General features: G+C 51.3%; 17 protein-coding genes and 1 riboswitch. Of the genes, 5 read left to right on the top strand and 12 right to left on the bottom strand.

What is annotated here, in order from left to right; all coding sequences use genetic code 11:
• On the bottom strand, positions 1–1,706 hold a 1,706-nt coding region (locus B152_RS0108780), incomplete at its 3' end, for a calcium-binding protein (protein WP_020592039.1).
• A gap of 471 nt (positions 1,707–2,177) precedes the next feature.
• On the opposite strand from B152_RS0108780, the gene B152_RS0108770 reads away from it, so the two are divergent.
• A complete protein-coding gene (locus B152_RS0108770; RefSeq protein ID WP_020592037.1) occupies positions 2,178–3,239 on the top strand; it encodes a DmpA family aminopeptidase in 1,062 nt (353 codons plus the stop codon).
• A gap of 21 nt (positions 3,240–3,260) precedes the next feature.
• Here the strand turns inward: B152_RS0108770 and B152_RS0108765 are convergent, their stop codons facing one another.
• From B152_RS0108765 to B152_RS0108720, 10 genes are all read right to left on the bottom strand, one after another.
• Entirely contained in the window at positions 3,261–4,421 is a 1,161-nt protein-coding gene (locus B152_RS0108765; protein ID WP_020592036.1) for an ATP-grasp domain-containing protein, read from the bottom strand.
• 77 nt (positions 4,422–4,498) lie between these two features.
• Positions 4,499–4,789: a hypothetical protein gene (locus B152_RS0108760; RefSeq protein ID WP_020592035.1), complete on the bottom strand. Its 291-nt coding sequence runs from the start codon at positions 4,787–4,789 to the stop codon at positions 4,499–4,501.
• 36 nt (positions 4,790–4,825) lie between these two features.
• Positions 4,826–6,103, bottom strand: a complete 1,278-nt coding sequence (hemW, locus tag B152_RS0108755; RefSeq protein ID WP_020592034.1) for a radical SAM family heme chaperone HemW — start codon at positions 6,101–6,103, stop codon at positions 4,826–4,828.
• On the bottom strand, positions 6,091–6,831 hold the full coding sequence (locus B152_RS25235) for a 4Fe-4S binding protein (protein ID WP_020592033.1): 741 nt from the start codon (positions 6,829–6,831) through the stop codon (positions 6,091–6,093). The genes hemW and B152_RS25235 overlap by 13 nt, the downstream gene beginning before the upstream one ends.
• Positions 6,832–7,109: 278 nt before the next feature.
• On the bottom strand, positions 7,110–8,099 hold the full coding sequence (locus B152_RS0108745; RefSeq protein ID WP_020592032.1) for an ABC transporter ATP-binding protein: 990 nt from the start codon (positions 8,097–8,099) through the stop codon (positions 7,110–7,112).
• The gene (locus B152_RS0108740; RefSeq protein ID WP_020592031.1) at positions 8,096–9,073 is read right to left on the bottom strand and encodes an ABC transporter ATP-binding protein; all 978 of its coding nucleotides are present in this window, start codon (positions 9,071–9,073) and stop codon (positions 8,096–8,098) included. Before B152_RS0108740 ends, B152_RS0108745 begins: the two co-directional genes overlap by 4 nt.
• A gap of 13 nt (positions 9,074–9,086) precedes the next feature.
• A complete protein-coding gene (locus tag B152_RS0108735; RefSeq protein ID WP_020592030.1) occupies positions 9,087–9,986 on the bottom strand; it encodes an ABC transporter permease subunit in 900 nt (299 codons plus the stop codon).
• Entirely contained in the window at positions 9,986–10,906 is a 921-nt protein-coding gene (gene oppB / locus B152_RS0108730; protein WP_020592029.1) for an oligopeptide ABC transporter permease OppB, read from the bottom strand. Before oppB ends, B152_RS0108735 begins: the two co-directional genes overlap by 1 nt.
• Before the next feature lie 80 nt (positions 10,907–10,986).
• Complete coding sequence (locus B152_RS0108725) at positions 10,987–12,585, bottom strand: peptide ABC transporter substrate-binding protein (RefSeq protein ID WP_026261405.1); 1,599 nt, start codon at positions 12,583–12,585, stop codon at positions 10,987–10,989.
• Positions 12,586–12,936: 351 nt separating this feature from the next.
• Entirely contained in the window at positions 12,937–13,284 is a 348-nt protein-coding gene (locus B152_RS0108720; RefSeq protein WP_020592027.1) for a RidA family protein, read from the bottom strand.
• 148 nt (positions 13,285–13,432) lie between these two features.
• A riboswitch (TPP riboswitch) is annotated at positions 13,433–13,549 on the top strand.
• Between the two features lie 79 nt (positions 13,550–13,628).
• Between B152_RS0108720 and thiD the strand changes: the two genes are divergently transcribed.
• The 4 genes from thiD to B152_RS0108700 are packed head-to-tail and all read left to right on the top strand — an operon-like array spanning position 13,629 to position 16,980.
• A complete protein-coding gene (gene thiD / locus B152_RS0108715) occupies positions 13,629–14,444 on the top strand; it encodes a bifunctional hydroxymethylpyrimidine kinase/phosphomethylpyrimidine kinase (protein ID WP_020592026.1) in 816 nt (271 codons plus the stop codon).
• Positions 14,441–15,241: an ABC transporter ATP-binding protein gene (locus tag B152_RS0108710; RefSeq protein WP_020592025.1), complete on the top strand. Its 801-nt coding sequence runs from the start codon at positions 14,441–14,443 to the stop codon at positions 15,239–15,241. The genes thiD and B152_RS0108710 overlap by 4 nt, the downstream gene beginning before the upstream one ends.
• On the top strand, positions 15,238–15,990 hold the full coding sequence (locus tag B152_RS0108705) for an ABC transporter permease (protein ID WP_020592024.1): 753 nt from the start codon (positions 15,238–15,240) through the stop codon (positions 15,988–15,990). Before B152_RS0108710 ends, B152_RS0108705 begins: the two co-directional genes overlap by 4 nt.
• A gap of 30 nt (positions 15,991–16,020) precedes the next feature.
• A complete protein-coding gene (locus B152_RS0108700) occupies positions 16,021–16,980 on the top strand; it encodes an ABC transporter substrate-binding protein (protein WP_020592023.1) in 960 nt (319 codons plus the stop codon).
• 83 nt (positions 16,981–17,063) lie between these two features.
• On the opposite strand, the gene B152_RS0108695 is transcribed toward B152_RS0108700, so the two are convergent.
• Entirely contained in the window at positions 17,064–18,377 is a 1,314-nt protein-coding gene (locus tag B152_RS0108695) for an MFS transporter (protein ID WP_020592022.1), read from the bottom strand.
• Positions 18,378–18,448 lie beyond the last annotated feature (71 nt).

The raw sequence follows: 18,448 nt of genomic DNA, 5'->3' as shown, positions 1-18,448 counted from the left end.
TCACCACCGCGCAGATTGTCATTCCCGGTGCCACCAACAATGGTGTCATCCCCGGCAGACCCGGTGATCGAATCATTTCCGGCACCGCCTTCGATACGGGCGACATTGGTCAGGGTTGTATTGCTCAGATCAATTGTGTTGTTACCCGAGGTCCCGGACAGCACATTGATGCCAGAGCCCAGATCAATTTCTTCAATTGAATCACCCGCGGTCAGATGCGAGACAACAACCGTCTGGTCGCCATCTGTGCCCTGAATTTTATCCCGGCCCGCACCACCGTTATAACGATCCGCCCCCTGTCCGTTGCCTTCAACGATAAAAGTATCATCGCCATCACCACCGCGCAGGTTATCATTACCCGTACCTCCGACAATGGTGTCATCCCCGGCAGACCCGGTGATCGAATCATTTCCGGCACCACCATCGATACGACCAATATTTTTCAGGGTCGTATTGCTCAGATCAATTGTGTTGTTGCCTGAAGTCCCGGACAGCACATTGGTGCCTTCACAGCCATCTATCTCCTCAATGGAATCTCCCTTGGTCAGATGACTGACAGTAATCACGTCATCGCCGTCACCGCCATGAATGTGATCCGTGCCATCGCCACCAATAAAACGATCGGCGCCCTGATCTTTGCCCTCAATCAAAAAGACATCGTTCCCGGCTTCTCCCCGAAGGGTATCATTACCAGTACCGCCGATGATGAGATCGTCACCATCCCCAGCAAGAATATGATCATTACCGGCATGTCCGCGGATTTCGTCTGATCCGTCAGTGCCACGCAGGGTATTATTTCGTCCGTCACCTTCAATCAGGTTCGTTGTCTCGGGAAATTTGAACTCGCAAATCTGGTCTGTTACCGAAACAGTAAAAATCTGGGAAGTAGTTGTGCCATCAGACGATGTCGCCACAACGGTAATGTCATGACTGGTCGCAGTTTCATAATCGAGGCCAGAGGCACCAGTGGAAGTTAATGTAACCACACCCGTAACCGGGTCGATGGCGAAAAATCCATTGGCATTATCCGCAAGGCTATAGGTAACCTCTTCTCCATCTGGGTCATTGGCAAAGGCGGTAATATATACAGCATCACCTTCAGCAGCATCCTCGCGCAGGCTGTTGGCAGTCAGATCACTGTCGGTAATCGCACTGATGCCCTGGTTAGCGGGCAAAACAGCATCAGAAGAGGCTTCGTCAAGGATCGATGCTTCAGGTTGGTCTGCTTCCAGAAGATTAAACAAAAAGGCCGTTTCATCTTCCAGCGTGCTGCTGCTATCAAGCCCATCAAGTGTTTTTCCAAGATCATCATCATAAACTGATCCTCCGCCACCTGAAGCCGACAGACCATCTCCCGTCCCTGCTGCAGTTTCGATAACATCCCCGTCATTGAGTTGGGCAAGAAGATCAAAAAGATCAGAAAAGGCAATCTTGTCATCTCCGCTAATCAATCGGGGTTCTTCGTCTTCAGCATACCCCGCCAGGCGAGTAAAGGTGATGCGGCTCTGGTCAGAGAAGACCAGCGAAAATTGTTCCGAGCCCGTACCAGAAACCTGAACGTCCACCAGTTCGAAATCGAGCAGATACTCGCTGTTTTCCCCTGTTTCGACAACGACTTCCTGCCCCGCAGCAGGTTTAACCAAAACCTGTGCACCCGGGTTATCCACCACCATATCAGAAATCGTATGCTTTACTTCATCAACCATCTCGCCCAACCATCCTCTGGGTACTTCAAATCAAAAAACAAATAGATTACATAAGAAACAATATATTGATTTTCTTTATAAGTAATTACTTAAGGCAATATTTTGAAAATAAGAAATTTTACTTAAAGAAAGACAAATATATAGCTTATTAAGCTAAAATTTTAAATATATTCATTCAATCACAATTTCACAATATATTATTTAAAAACAATATCTTATAATAATTTAATTTTAGAAAAATTCATGTAAAAATTATTACTTGAAGTATATCCAACAATTATGCCTTAAATGCCATATATTCGAATCTGCCTCTCTTTCTGTCTCCCCCTATCAACCCCTTTAAAAAGGCAGTAAGGGGCTTCTCCATCCTTTCTCGAGTCCTCTTCAATAAGCCCTTGCTCATCCCCTTGGTATTTGCTGCTGTACCATCTGTATAAACAGCATATCCTCACAAATCAGGAGCTATTCTTTATGTCAAAAGCACGCGCAAGGGATCTTCGAATTCCCTTTACCGGGCAGCCGGGCCCCCACAATGGCATCACGGATGTTCCCGGACTGGAAGTTGGCACTGCCACGCTGATCGAAGGCAAATCTGTAAGGACCGGGGTAACCGCCATTCTGCCTTGCGGGCAGTTCGCGGCCCTGTCTGAAATTCCCGCAGCTTTATTTTCCCTCAACGGCAATGGAGAGATGACCGGCAGCCACTGGCTGGAGGAATCAGGCCTGCTGACTGGCCCAGTCGTTCTGACCAATACACACAGCATCGGTGCGGCACACGAAGGAACCTGCCGCTGGTTGCTCGCCCGCGATACAGAGGCAAGCAAGCGGTTCCTTTTGCCCGTGATCGCAGAAACCTATGACGGTGTCCTGAACGATATCAACGGATTTCATATCCGGCCTGAGCATGCCCAAGCCGCCCTGGATGCCGCCAGAAGCGGCCCTGTCGAGGAAGGCAATGTTGGCGGTGGAACAGGCATGATCACCCACCAGTTCAAGGGAGGGAATGGCACCTCGAGCAGACAAGTCGATATCGGGGAAGACTGTTACACACTCGGCTGTTTTGTGCAGTCAAACTACGGCTTGCGAGAGCAGCTGCTCATCGCGGGCATTCCTGTGGGGCAGGAGCTTACAGACCTGATGCCGGAAGAAAAAAGCCGCGCTGACGGCACGGGATCGATCATCGTAGTAATCGCCACTGACGCGCCTCTGCTGGCACATCAGTGCAAGAGACTTGCGCGTCGTGTCAGCATGGGTCTTGCCCGGCTAGGCAGTGTCGCCAACAACGGCAGCGGCGATATCTTTATCGCCTTCTCCACCGCCTCCCAAACGTCCCCGCCTCTTGACAACGACAGTATGAACGCCTTGTTTCAGGCCACTGTCGAAGCCACAGAAGAAGCCATCGTCAATGCCTTGGTCGCAGCAGAAACCATGACAGGCTTGAACGGAACAACCATTCATGCCCTGCCGCACAATCGCCTGTGCGAAATATTGAAAAGGCATAACAGAATTATGTCTGCAGCCCTATACGGGTAAGACAAGCACGGAGCCGGGTTCTCAGGCTTGAGCAACCGGGCGTAGATTTATCGGTTTCATTTGGCCTTCTATAGCCACCTGGCTTTCAAACCCAGGAATCTTCTGACAGGTTCTTCTATAGTCGAGCTTTGCTGCATAGCCTTCGATGATCTCGACAATCGTGGCCGCTCTCTTACTAAGTGTTTCCAGCTGGACCGCGGATAAGGAGAAAGAACCCTCCTCCTTATCCGCCAGTTCTTTCTGCGACAGAGGAAGGGCAGGCCCGTTCGTCGTCATCCAGCAAAGCGGACTTTCCGCGGTCAAGTGAGAATTCGGGGCTGCAGCTTGCCGGGCAAAGCCACCAACAGCCTCGCCAGCAACCATATAAAGCCGAAAATCAACATGGTACTCATAGCGCCCCTTTCTGTGGGTGCAGGGAGGGATCCAGGGTTGATAGATTGCCTGGTTATCTGTTTCCGTCGAAACATCCCGTAACAGATCACGGGCCAAGAAACGCTCCACACCACGGCTACCGGCACCATCCCGTGGCTTTCGGATCACATAGCTGTTCGTCACAGCCATCTCTTCGAGAAAACAATGGAGGGCATTTTCATCCCTGTGCGAGTAAGTCGGTATACATCCGATATCAGGCGCTTTCTCCTGTAGTAATGAGGCGATCAAGCGCTTGTCCGTACAGACTGCCCTGAGACGTAAATCGTTCACACTGGGAATCAATGGCTGTGTTTTTGGGAAAGAATAGCTACGCCTGTAAAGCAGTCCGAGCTCTTTGCCATTCAGTAGAAAATAGCGGCCATCTTGGTGGGAAATCTGGGTTGTATCTATGATAGCGCAAGGGTGGCCTGCGTCTCGGATTTGTTCTGCGATCTCATGAAACTCTGCCACTGTCAGCTTGGCAGGTCCCTCGTTCTGCAACGGATCGACAAAATCAAACAGCTCGGCTTGAGCAGTGATCCGAAAACAATCCGGCAGCAATAGCGCAATGGGCTTCCCTGCAGCCAGACGGATCAGTTCTTGCGCCAGTATGGAAAGCCCCTGTCCGGGAAACAGCGGATAACGGCACTGATTTGCGAGATGGTCTGCCCGGTTCAAAGCAACAGGATGGTCGTTGATCTCGATGAAGTGCCAGTGACCGTCTTCATCCAGTATAAAGTCCAGTCCCGCGTATAGCAGTAGATGTTGCACAGCGTTTCCCGCAGTCAGAACGCAGGTACTGCTCTCTGGCTCAGCAATACCTGCAATGTTATCCGTTCCAGAGTCGACTATTTTCCTTTGGTCGGTTTCTTGCGCAGATTATCAAGATCAATAGCAGCTTCCTTAAGGATGTCTTGCCAGAGCACCCGGTTTTTTTTCAACGCCGGAGCATAGTGAGATAGCGAGGTATCTTTCACCACATCAATAACCGCCTGGATTTCCCCCGGTGAAAGGTCAATCCCGCTTTCCATCAAGGTCTGGAAAGGGCTACGATCCAAATCGTTTAAAAACCGGACATCTTTTCTTGCGACATCAAGGACAAAGCCAATTTTCATCAATCCCGCGGTTTGTTCAGCCATAAGAAATCTCCCTAGGTTGGTTTGGTTTGGTTTGAATTACTGAGTGGTGAAACATTTCATGACGTAAGTGGCGTATCTAACACCCTTTTCCGTCAGAAAAACTCTTGATCCCTCCCGGTCAAGGAGCCCCTGCTCTTCAAGCTGCCCATAGGTTTCCAGAAACTCGTTTTCAAAGACGCATCCTGCTTTTTTCTGGAGCTCGTCGATATCAATTTCGAGCAGGCAAAGCCCCATGGCAATGTCCCGTTGCAACTGTTGTTCAGGGGCCATTTCATAGCGTTTGCCAAGTGGTTTTTCCCCTGACTGGATCTTTCTTTCATAGGCAGGGTGAATAACGTCATCCTCCCATAGGAGATGCCCATGTCGACTGTAAGCGCCCGGACCGAAACCGAGATAATCTGAACTGTCCCAGGTCGACTGCACATAACGGCACTCTTTGCCGGGCCGGGCGAATTCCGCCGTTGAGTAGCGAAAAAGCCCAGCCGCTTTAAATTCTGCCGTGGCATATTCGCGCATCTCATTGATGGTTTCCTTGTCCGGACGACCTGGCAAAGTGTTCTTTTCCAAAGAACGGTCCAGCAACTCACCGGGAAAAACAATCAGGGGGTAGGCAGAAATATGTGTGGGCTCCAGATCAATGGTACGCCTGACTGTTTCCTGCCAGCGCGCCATGGTTTGGCCAGGCAATCCATACATGACATCAATGTGCAGGTTGTCAAAACCTGCCTGTTTGGCCGCCGTAATCATATCCAGTGTTTGCTGTACCGAATGGGAACGGTTCAATAACTTCAACTGGGCATCATCAAAAGCCTGGGCCCCGATTGAGATACGATTCACACCAAGTTTACGGATCACCTGCAGATCTGCCGGTTTTTTTGTGCCCGGCTCAGATTCCAGCGTAATTTCGGTCTCTTCCCCCCGCAGACCAAATTCTGCCCTCAAACGCTTCAGAATGTGGGCAATGTGATCATTACTCAGCAGCGAGGCTGTCCCACCGCCCAGATAAACCGACTGGATTTTCGCCAGATCAAAACGATCCTGGTTTTGATACAGGTCCATTTCGCGATCCAGTAATTCGACAAACCAGTCAATAGCCCCCCGGTGAAGCTGACGGCGTTCAAAGGTACAAAAGGTACATATTTTCCGGCAGAAAGGGACGTGAATATAGAGATGATAATCCTGCCAAATAAGTTCTCTATCGATCGTATCAGGACTGCGTTCCCAGAGATATTTGGGGGGATGATGAAAGACAAATGCACCGTCATCCCTGAGATACTCATGATCATCCGATACCCTTTCCCTTAATGCTTCCATTCAAAAATCTCCTCCGGTGCGGATCCTATGGGACAACTTTTGATGCATTCCCTGCATTCGATGTAGCTGTTTTCTGTCAGGGCGATGGCCTTGGATTTACGTCTTGTCGGGGCCGCAACAACACTGCTGCAGGCGACTGGATTAAAGCGATGGGGTTTCACTGCCTTTACCGGGCAAGCCCTGATACAGTTCCCGCAGTGAATACATACATCTGTGGCCAATTCAGAGGCCAGAGGGGCAGACATATGGCCAATCACCGCATGGATCTGCAGCCAGGCCCCCCATTCGGGATGGATCAGAAGGTTGTTCCATCCACGTCGCCCCAGTCCAGCTAACTCCCCGAGGCGCACCATCGAGAGTTCCTGGCCGACAAGAGCCGTGATTTCCTCTATCTTGATATTGTCGAGAGCTGCGAGACGATCAATAATCGACCTGGCGGCAAGTCCCAGTACATAGTTGGCCATAAGGGAACGGTTTTCACCGTGTTTGTGCCAGATCCAGAGGCTGTCTTCTGTAATCGGAATGGCAAAACAGGTAACGACAGATTCCTGATAAGGCCGCATTTTCTGCGCAGGGCTCGTCGGCATCTCGTCAATGATTTCCCCGGACAACCTAAAACTTCCCACTTCTGCATTGGGAATTACCCCGATCAATGCATCGACGGCATGTTTAAATTCTGGATGGAAATCCTGCAGACCTGCTTCCTGTTGTCGAATCAACCAGGTCATGGATTGGCATGTCTCGTCTCAGGAAAAGACATATGAGGAAAAAATATATGTAAAATTAGATACATGATAAGCAATGCCCCACCCAATCCAATAAACATTGGCTCCGAGTATAACTGCAATCCACTTCAACACAAACATAAATTGTATAAATAATATAAATACAACTTTAAATTAGAAAATTTAATTTTAAGTATCAGGCGGCCTGTTCCTCCATAAAAAAATGGCTGCCTCACAAGGAGGCAGCCATTTTTTTACCTAATCCTGCCCCGCAGCAGGAATCAGCCCTCGACAAAGTGGCAGGCCGCTTCCCGTTTGCCGTCATATACCTTGAGCTCAGGTACATCGGTTGCACAGATCTCCTTGGCAAAAGGACAGCGTGTCCGGAAAACACAACCCGAAGGCGGGCTGAGCGGACTGGGAAGATCCCCCTTCAGGGCAATATGCTCCTTGTTCCTCTCCACCTTGGGATCAGGAATGGGTACAGCTGAAATCAGCGCCTTGGTATAGGGGTGAAGCGGTTCACTATAGATCTGGTCCCGGTCTGCCAGTTCCATCATTCGGCCAAGATACAGCACCATAATACGGTTGCTGATATGCCGGACAATACTCAGGTTGTGCGAGATAAAGATCAGACTGAGATGAAACTCTTTTTGCAGACGCATCAGCAGATTGACAATCTGGGCCTGAATAGAAACATCCAGCGCACTGACCGCTTCATCACAGACAATCAGCTTGGGTTCCAGAATCATCGCGCGCGCGATACCAATCCTTTGACACTGCCCGCCCGAGAACTCGTGCGGATAGCGGTTCAGTTGATCAGGTAGCAGACCAACCTTCGCCATGATCGCCTTGACCGCCTCCTTGACCTCTTCCTTCGAAAGATGAGGCTTATGGGTAATCAGCGGCTCTGCAATAATCTGCCCGATGGTCATGCGCGGGTCGAGAGATGCAAGTGGATCCTGAAAAATCACCTGAAGATCAGCCCGGGCATTTCGCAGGGTTTCGGATTTCATCCCGCCCATATCCTGTCCCAGCCAGGCGACCTGCCCGGCTGTTGGTTCCAGCAACCTCAAAACTGCCCGGCCCAAAGTGGACTTGCCACAACCGGACTCCCCCACAACACCGAGTGTTTCACCCGCACGGACCTGAAAGGACACGCCGTCAACAGCCTTCAGCAACCTGGCTTTCTGAAACATTCCGCGACCAGGAATGGAAAAATGAACCTTGAGATCTTTTACATCCAGAAGGACATTATCTGATATCGTCATGACCAACCCTCTTCCATATGGCAGGCATTGAAGCGATCAGGCAAAGCCTGATGCAGGGCAGGCCTTTCCCCAAGACAACGATCCCTTGCGTGAATACAACGCGGAGCAAAAGAACATCCTTTGGGCAAGCGCTGTAAATTGGGCGGTTGCCCCGATATGGTTACCAGCTCGTTATCATGAATTTTTTCATCAAGACGCGGGGTCGAAGCCAGAAGCCCCTGACTATAGGGATGACGGGGTTCGTCAAAGACGAAGTCCACTGGCGCCCGCTCGACAATCCGTCCAGCATACATAACGTTGACGGTATCACAGAGACCGGCCACCACGCCGAGATCATGGGTAATCATGACAATCGCCGTATTGAACTCGTCTTTCAGTTCCCGCATCAGATCCAGAATCTGGGCCTGAACAGTAACGTCCAGTGCTGTTGTCGGTTCATCCGCAATCAGCAAAGCTGGCTCACAAAGCAGCGCCATAGCAATCATGACCCGCTGACGCATCCCGCCGGAAAATTCGTGCGGGTACATGTCAAACCGCTTTGCTGCTTCTGGTATCCCCACGCGGTCCAGCATATGCAGCGCCTGTACCCTTGCTTCTTTCTCGGTTGCCCCCTTGTGCTGGACCAGAACTTCGGTCAGCTGCCGGGAAACCTTGAGATAGGGATTAAGCGAGGTCATAGGGTCCTGGAAGATCATCGACATTGTATGACCACGGATCTTGTTGATCTCGTCCATACTCAGTCCGATCAGCTCCTGCCCCAGCAGCTTTGCACTGCCGGTTGTCGTTCCATTCGTGGCCAACAGCCCCATGATCGCGAGGAATGTCTGGCTTTTGCCTGATCCTGACTCTCCGACGACCCCCATGGCTTCACCGGCACGAATGGTAAAGTTGAGATTATTCACCGCGTTAACCGGCCCCTCTGGTGTCGAGAAGCTGGCGCAGAGGTCCTTTACTTCAAGAATAATATCACTCATGAATTTGACCTCCCTAGCGATCACGCGGGTCAAGCGCATCACGCAGACCATCGCCGATAAAGTTGAAACAAAACAAGATAATCGCCAGCGCACTCGCCGGGAACAACAGAGCCCAGGGCGCAGATTCCATTTGTTGGGCGCCTTCGGAAATCAAAACCCCGAGACTGGTCATCGGCTCCTGTACCCCCAGACCAAGGAAAGAGAGAAAACTCTCAATCAGAATTACCTGTGGAATGGTCAAGGTCACATAGACAATAACCGGTCCCAGGGCGTTGGGAATGATGTGGCGACGGACGATATTAAAACCGCTGACACCTGCAGCTCGGGCGGCTTCAACAAATTCCCGGTTTTTGATCGAAAGGGTCTGCCCCCGGACAATTCGGGCCATAGTCAACCATTCAACGGCCCCAAGAGCTGCAAAGATCAGAAAAATGTTCCGCCCGAAAATCACCATCAGCAGGATGACGAAAAACATGAAAGGCATGGAGTACATGATATCGACGAAGCGCATCATGAGATTATCTGTGGTCCCGCCAACATAGCCGGCAATTGCCCCGTACGTAACCCCGATCAACAGGGAAACACCGGTCGCAACCAGACCGACCAGCAAGGAAACTCTAATGCCATAAAGCGTCCGCACATACAGATCACGGCCATTGGTATCCGTACCAAAATAGAACCCTGCCTCCACATCAGGTGCAGACTGGATGTAATCCCAGTAAACTTCATCAAAGGGATGAGAGTGCAACAACGGGCCAATAAGAGCGATGAGAACAATCGTGATCAGTACAACAAAACTTGCGACTGATGCCTTGTTATTCAATAGGCGGCGAAAAGCATCCTGCCACAGACTGCGTCCCTTGACTTCAGGCTCGAGATCCATGGCGCTTTTTATTTCCATATCGATCGCCATTATCCCATCCTCACTTTTGGATCCAGCATGCCGTAAACGATATCAACGATCAGGTTAAAGACAATGATCAGGGTTCCGTAAAAAATCACCACCCCCATCACCAACGTATAATCGCGGTTCAAGGCCCCCTGGACGAAATAACGCCCGATCCCGGGAATGCTAAAGATCTGCTCGACAACAACAGAGCCGGTAATAATGGCTGCAGAGGCCGGGCCGAGATAGGAAACGACTGGCAGCATCGCAGCCTTCATTGCATGGCGTGTCAGCATGACCCTTTCAGGTAATCCCTTGGCCCGAGCTGTCCGAACAAAGTTCGACCGCAAGACCTCGATCATGGATCCCCGGGTCAGGCGCGCAATATAGGCAATTTGAGGCAAAGCCAGAGCCACCACGGGCAGAATAGCCTGGGACACACCATCACCCCAGCCGCCAACAGGCAACATGCCAAGATAGACGCCGAAGACCAGCGTCAGCAAAGGCGCCATGACAAAGTTGGGAATAGTGATCCCGGTCATGGCTGTCGCCATCACCGCATAGTCAATGGCCGAGTTTTGCCGGAGTGCAGCAATCGCGCCAAGGGACATACCGATTGTGATCGCAAAAAAGATCGCCGTCAGACCAAGCGTCAGGGATACAGGAAAACCGGATCCAATCAGATCAGTTACCGAAAAGTCCCGGTACTGGAAAGAAGGCCCGAAGTCTCCCTGGATGACATTGAACAGATAGTGTCCGTATTGTTCATAGAGTGGCTTGTCCAGATGATATACAGCATTAAGATTTGCCTGAACCTCTGGGGGAACTGTCCGTTCCTTGTCGAACGGGCCGCCTGGTGCCGTACGGATGAGAAAAAAAGCCAGGGTAATGATAATAAACAGCGTCGGAATAGCCCCGGCAAGACGCTTGAGAATAAACGAAAACATTACATTTTGTCCTGATAAAGAGTCCGGCGCGTCATCATCCTGACAACGCGCCGGTCTATTATAGGGAAGCCAGGGGCTTCCTACTTCTCAACAGTAATGTACTGAGAACGAATGTGATCCATAACGTTGCTCTGCCAGCCTTTTACATAAGGCTTGACCATACGCTTGGTCACATAGTGATAAATCGGCGCAACAGCGTTGGACTCAAGGAAAATACCTTCAGCCTTCATCAGGAGCTCTTTACGCTTTGGCGCATCCTGTTCCAGCGACGCCTGTTTCAGGAGGCTGTCAAATTCCGGATTGTTAAAACCGGTATCATTCAGGCCTGAGTCAGACAACCACAGCTCAAGGAAGGTATTCGGATCGTTATAATCGCCGATCCAGCCTGCACGGAAAGCCTGGGTTACTTCTTTCTGCTTACGGGTTTCAAGGAAAACCTTGAACTCTTCATTAACCAGATTCACTTTGGCACCAAAAACCTTTTTCCACATGCTGGAAATCGCAATGGCAATTTTCTTGTGGTTGTCGTTGGTGTTGTAACGCAGTTCAATCTCTAGCGGCTTGTCTTTGGAGTAACCGGCTTCTTCATAAAGCTTGAGAGCTTCAGCATCACGGTCAGCCTGAGTCTGATCTTTAAAGTCAGCATAGACCGCATCATAGGCTGTTACACCCGGAACCACGAAAGCATAGGCAGGAACTTCACCAGCGGTCACGATTTTCGATGTCAGAATGTCGCGATCAATCGCCAGCGAGAAAGCTTTACGCAATTTTGGATCGTTGAACGGAGGCTTGGTCAGGTTAAAACCATAATAGTAGGTACCAAGATAGTTGGATACATGGAATTCATCGCCCATGTTTTCCTTGATCCAGCTGATCTGGTCATTTGGTACTTCATAGGTCCAGTCCAGCTCACCTGCGCGATAGCGTTTCAGTTCTGTCGTCGTGCTTTCAGTCGGATAGTAGACAACCTTGTCCAGCTTGACGGAATCCTTATTCCAATAACTATCTGATTTAACAGCAACAATACGGGATTGCGGCGTCCATTCAATCAGATTGAACGCTCCGTTCGACACCATATTTTCCGGACGTGTCCAGGCTTCTCCATGCGCCTCAACTGTTGCTTTGTGCACAGGATAGGCTACAGAGTGTGTCAGCATTCCCAGGAAATAAGGTGCAGGACCTTCGAGTTGAACTTCGAGTGTCTTGTCATCAAGTGCTTTGACACCAAGTTTGGAAAGGTCCTTTTCTTCGCCATTTGCGATCGCCTGGGCATTCTGCAGCGGATAAAGCAGGAAAGAATACTCGGAACCTGTTGTCGGGTTCACACCACGCTGCCAGGAATAGACAAAATCCTGTGCCGTGACCGGATCACCATTACTCCAGACAGCATCACTGCGGATTTTGAAAGTATAGATCAGACCGTCCGGGCTGACCGTCCAGCTTTCGGCCTGGCCAGGAATGAGCGAACCATCCGTGAATTCAGCCGTCAGCCCCTCAAACACATCACGAAGAATGGTTGAGGAGTTTACGTCCTCGGAAATTTGCGGGTCAAGACTGCCCGGCTCTGTGCCGTTGCCCCGGTTAAAAACCATTTCCGCCATGGCAAGGGACGGCGCAACCAGTGCGGATGTGCCTGCGAGAAGTGAAACCCCAAGTGCAACAGCACGTGTTGTCTTCACAAACGTTCCCTTCGTGAGGAAACGAGAAATACCTGTTGAGAACTCCATAACTTTTTCCCTGTCGTTATCGTTCGTTGTGCTCGCCGAAGCCTTATACACCTTCGCGTGCAAACACGGAGAGTGGCCTTCTTTTCGCTCAATGACAAGAGGCGGTCTTTGCTTTAGATCAACTGCGCAATAAATTAAGGAAAACAGCCATTTTTCATTACGGAAGTGATCAAAACAGGCGAGCATCGCGATAGTATACTTTAACGAAAGGTCCGAATCCAGCCTAACTCATTTAGGACACAAAAAAACTGTCCGGCAGGCGACACCGGACAGTTTGATAACACCATTTCTCTCTATAAAAGCCTATTTTGCAGCTGTAATAATGATCTCGACATTATAATCAGGAGTCGCCAGACGTGCTTCACCAGTCGCCCGCGCCGGGCTGTGACCTGCGGGTACCCAATCATCCCACACCGCGTTCATATCCTGGAAGTGTTTCATGTCATCAAGCCAGATGATTGCCTGAAGGATTTTGGTTTTGTCACTGCCCACCGTCGCCAACAGGCGATCGATATTAGCCAGAATAACCCGTGTTTGTTCGACAACCGACGCGCCAGCGGTTCCAACCTGACCAGCAAGATATACCGTGTTGCCGTGAACAACTGCCTGGCTCATGCGAGGGCCAGTTTCAAATCGCGTAATTTCGCTCATAATAACCTCATTCTGTTTTCTGAAATATGATCCTGATAAATAGCGGAAACAGAGAGCTTCCGAATTTCGACACATCATCTATAGAGCAGCCCACAACAAAGTAAACTTTCCCTCTTGTCAATTCGCCAAAGCCCTCCATAATCCCAGCGGAATCTCGTCGGGGTGCCCTTCCTTCACCGGAACCGGGGCTGAGAGGCTTGCAACAGCCAACCCGTTGAACCTGATCCGGTTAATACCGGCGGAGGAAAATGAGATGCAAAGGGTACTTCTTCTGTTCCTGAAACCTGGACAGCTCCCCCAATTGCATTGATCTTGCCTCCGCAATTTTTAAAAGGGAGGCAAGAATGGCAGTACCTATCGCTCTTACCATCGCAGGCTCTGACAGCGGCGGCGGCGCAGGGATACAGGCAGACATCAAAACCCTGTCGGCACTTGGTGTGTATGCGGCCTCTGTCATCACCGCACTGACAGCCCAAAACACCCGCAAGGTACAAAGCATTTTCCCGGTTTCTCCTGATTTCATTCAAGACCAGATCCATACCGTTTTTGAAGACCTTGATATCCGCGCCATAAAAATCGGCATGCTGGGAGATACAACAGTCATCGAAGCCGTGGCCACGGCTCTGAAACTATACCCCTCTGTCTCCATCGTGCTCGATCCGGTCATGGTCGCGAAAAGCGGCGATAAACTGTTACAGCCCGATGCCATTGACAGCCTGCGGGAACAACTTCTGCCCCTGGCCACTATTCTCACACCTAATCTTCCTGAAGCAGCCGTTCTCGCTGGACAGAATGAACCTCGCAACCTCGTCGAGATGAAGGATCTGCTCGAAAAGCTGATGCAACCGAACGGTCCGGCTATTCTGTTAAAAGGCGGGCATCTTGCTGGCGCAAGCAGCGACGATCTCTTCTTTGACGGGCAAGAAACGATCTGTCTGGCCAGTCCCCGCATTGAAACCAGGAACAGCCACGGAACTGGCTGTACTCTCTCTGCCGCCATTGCCGCAGGGCTGGCGAAGAACCTGTCTCTCTATGAAGCTGTAACAACAGCAAAAGAGTATCTGACCAAAGCCTTGCAGGGCGCAGATAGTCTTTCAGTAGGGAAAGGACATGGCCCGGTTCATCATTTTCACGCCTTCTGGGAAAGTCCGGGAAAGTGAGCTCTCTCGAAAAAGCTATGCATCGAACCGAAGCATTTCCTCCCCCTCTCATTCAGTTTCGGGATTTCTCTTTTTCCTATAAAGGGCAGGAGCTGTTTGACAAACTTGATCTGGATTTGACGACAGGCTGCTGGAATCTGTTACTCGGTCGGAGTGGCGTCGGCAAAACCTCCTTGCTCAAAGCTCTCGCCGGGCTTCTTCCCGATAAAAATTACAGTGGTGAGATCCTTTTTGGTGGCAAAAAGCTTGCCCCCGATCAGGTAAGCTGGATGACCCAGGATGATTTATTGCTTCCCTGGCTCTCGGTACTGGAGAACAGCCTGCTTGGTAATCGTTTAAGAGCATGGAACAGATCCCCTTCCCCGCCGATTGCCATACAAGAGGCTGAAGCGCTACTCTGGAACCTGGGATTGGGGAGGCATCTTGATAAACGCCCCGCCGAACTTTCGGGCGGCATGCGACAGCGCGTCGCTCTTGCCCGGACCCTGCTGGAAGACCGCCCCGTCGTTTTGCTGGATGAACCCTTCTCGGCTCTTGATGCCCTGACCCGCAACGAGATGCAGAATCTGGCTTACGAGCAACTGATGCACAAGACAGTGATCATGATCACACACGATCCACGAGAAGCGCTCCGTCTGGGTCATCACATCTACCTGCTCAAGGGCTCGCCCGTTCAACTTACCCGGATCATCCCCCCGGAAGAAGCCCCTCCGCGCGCAGGGTTCTCCGCAGAGCTGCAATCCTGCGAAGACCAGATCATCGCAGAACTGACTCTTTCCGGAGAAACAGCAAAATGAAGATACTCCGAAGTCTTCTGGTTATGTTCGGACTGACAGCAGGTTGGCAGTTCCTTGTCACTCTCACAGAGGTTCCTCCCTATATTTTGCCCGGACCTGTTGTCGTTGCTGAGGCACTTCTGACCCGCTTTTCCACCTTGTTGCCCCATGCAGCCTACACCCTGGGCGAGATCCTGCTTGGCTTCAGCCTGGGCGCTCTCCTCGGTATGATTTCGGCGTTGCTACTCGCAACGGTCAAACCCCTGCAGGTTTGGCTGAGTCCGATCCTGATCATGACTCAGTCACTGCCTGTTTTTGCCCTGGCTCCCCTGCTGGTGCTCTGGCTTGGATACGGCCTTGCTTCCAAAATCGCTATGGCCGTTCTCATTATTTACTTTCCTGTGACCTCAGCCTTTTATGACGGATTGCAACGCACCCCAAAAGACTGGCTCGACCTTGGCCGGGTCATGAAAGCAAGCAGACTGGCTTTCCTCTGGCATGTCCGTATTCCTTTTGCTTTGCCCTCCCTCGCATCCGGATTGCGGGTTGCCATGGTCAGCACCCCGATCGGGGTCATTGTCGGGGAATGGGTCGGCTCTTCACAAGGACTGGGATACCTGATGCTGCACGCCAACGGGCGAATGCAGATTGACCTGCTGTTTGCCGCCCTTGTCATTCTGATGACCATGGCTCTGGCTCTCTACCAGATCACGGACCTACTCCTGAAACGTCTGCTCAGGCACTTCTCGCTCGAAGAACACAAAACCTGATACTCCCTTCTCAACCTGAGGATTTTATAAATGAAGAGACTCACTTTCCGGCTTGTCCACCTGGCCCTGCTTGCAGGTCTGGCTGGCACAACACTCTCCACCCCAGCCATCGCGAACGACAAAATGACCGTTCTGCTTGACTGGTTTGTCAATCCGGATCACGCCACTCTGGTCATTGCCAAGGAAAAGGGCTTTTTTACTGCTGAAGGCCTCGATGTCACCCTTGAAGCTCCGGCAGACCCCAATGCCCCGCCAAAGCTGGTCGCTGCCGGACAGGCTGAACTTGCCGTGTCGTATCAACCGCAGCTTCACATCCAAGTTGCCGAAGGCTTGCCTCTCAGCCGGGTTGGAACACTGGTGGCTACACCGCTGAATTCTCTGGTCGTACTCAAAGACGGTCCGATCCATTCCCTCGCAGATCTCAAGGGCAAGAAGGTTGGCTATTCTGTCGGCGGCTTTGAAGATGTCATCCTTGATGCCATGTTGGAAAACCATGGCCTGAGCGTAAAAGATGTTGAGCTGATCAATGTCAACTTCTCGCTCTCGCCTTCCCTCGTTTCCGGTCAGGTCGATGCCGTGATCGGTGCCTTCCGTAATTTTGAACTCAATCAGATGGATATCATCAAACAGCCGGGACGGGCGTTTTATGTCGAGGAAGAAGGTGTACCGAGTTACGACGAACTGATCCTCGTGGCCCACAAAGATAAAACAGGGGATGAAAAAATCTCCCGCTTTCTGCGGGGGCTGGAAAAAGCCACGACCTATCTGATCAACCATCCTGATGAAAGCTGGGCCCTGTTCATTCAGGCTTACCCGGATCTTGACGATGAACTTAACAAACGCGCCTGGCGGGACACCCTGCCCCGTTTTGCCCTGCGTCCTGCCGCCCTGGACCAGCGGCGCTATCGTGAATTTGCAGACTTCCTGCACAGCAGAAAATTGATCGAAAGCACCGGTGTCGTTTCCGACTATGCAGTGGAAGTAAAATAATCCGTTCTGGACTTACAAGGCAAAAAGGGATGCCTGTGCCTTCACACACGCATCCCTTTCTATTGTCAACAACGTTGTGGTTCTCAGCTGCCGAACTTCTTTTCCCGGGCAAAACAGATCAAGACAGCCGCCAGTAACAGCCAGACGATCATCGGGATAAAACCAACCTGAAATGTCGTGAGGTCGTAGACCCTTGTACCATTATCAAGTTTACCATCCCAGTTCACGTCAATCAAAAACCCCGTCAGAGGTTGCAAGATCATGGGACCGATCATCACCCCCATATTGCACCAGCCCAGCGCTGTTCCCTGTAGTCGCCGAGGCACGGACTCCCGGGCCAGTGACAAACCGACAATCATAATGCTGCTGCCAGCCGCGGCAACAACAAGGGCAAGATACAGCAGCCAGTGCGGCAGATCCGCAATCTGGGTGACCACCGCCCAACCGAGCGCAGCAACAAGAGCACCGACAATGAAAGGAACTTTACGTTTGCCCGACTGATCGGACCAAAAGCCAAGAAGTACCCCGCTCCCGGCCCAGACCAGAAGCATGATCGTCGTAATCGTCGCAGCCTCCGGACTGGAAAAGCCATAGGCCGTGCGCAGAAAAGGAACACCCCAGAGGCCACCAAAGGTCAGGGCTGACCCTGCCGCAGCCCCACAAGCCAGTGTCAAAAGCAGAACATTTCGATGACAGATCGCATCTTTCATCGTCGAAAGCACCGAGCCATGGGGTTCGTGCCGCGCTCCCTTGAGGTCATAACTTTTATAACCAAGATCTTCGGGATCATCCCGAACCCAGATCCAGGTTGCGACCGCGAGCACTCCCGTTAGAGCAGCCAGCCCCAGCAAGACAGGACGCCAGCCGATTTCCCCGATCAGAAACTGCAACGGCACCCCGGCACCAACTGCGCCAAGATTTCCCGCCAGAAGCCCCAATCCAGTCAGAAGCGAGAACTTTTTCAGATCAAACCAGTGCTGGGCAATTTTCATCATTGTGACAAAAGCGACGGCAACAGCACCGCCAATCAGCAGTCGCCCCAATCCCAGCATCCAATAGTTGGTTGCCATAACAAACAGAACGGTCCCAAGGGCGGTTATTGCCGCGCCACAGGTCAGCAGTTTTCTGGGGCCAAAGCGGTCGGCCATAATACCGACCGGCACCTGCATGGGCATATAGCTGTAATAATAGAAACTTGCCAGGGTCCCAAGTGTCGTCGCGGTCAAGGCGAACTCCATGCGCAAGGGATCTCCCATCACTCCGAAAGCGATCCGGTGGAAGAAGCCGATCAAAAACAGCAGCCCCCCCAGAGTCCACATCAGCCAGGCAAGGCTGGCTGGCGGATGTTGCAAATCCTGCTCGACAAGATCGTCATTGGAAGAAACCGAAACTGACACGATAATATTTCCCGATACAGAAATAAGAAAAGCACACTTGCGACACCCAGATCAGGATGCCGTCAGAAAAG

Source organism: Kiloniella laminariae DSM 19542 (genome assembly GCF_000374005.1).
In the GTDB taxonomy this organism is placed as follows: domain Bacteria; phylum Pseudomonadota; class Alphaproteobacteria; order Kiloniellales; family Kiloniellaceae; genus Kiloniella; species Kiloniella laminariae.
Note: the sequence above shows the minus strand (reverse complement) of the source record. Positions and strands in the feature narration are given on the sequence as shown.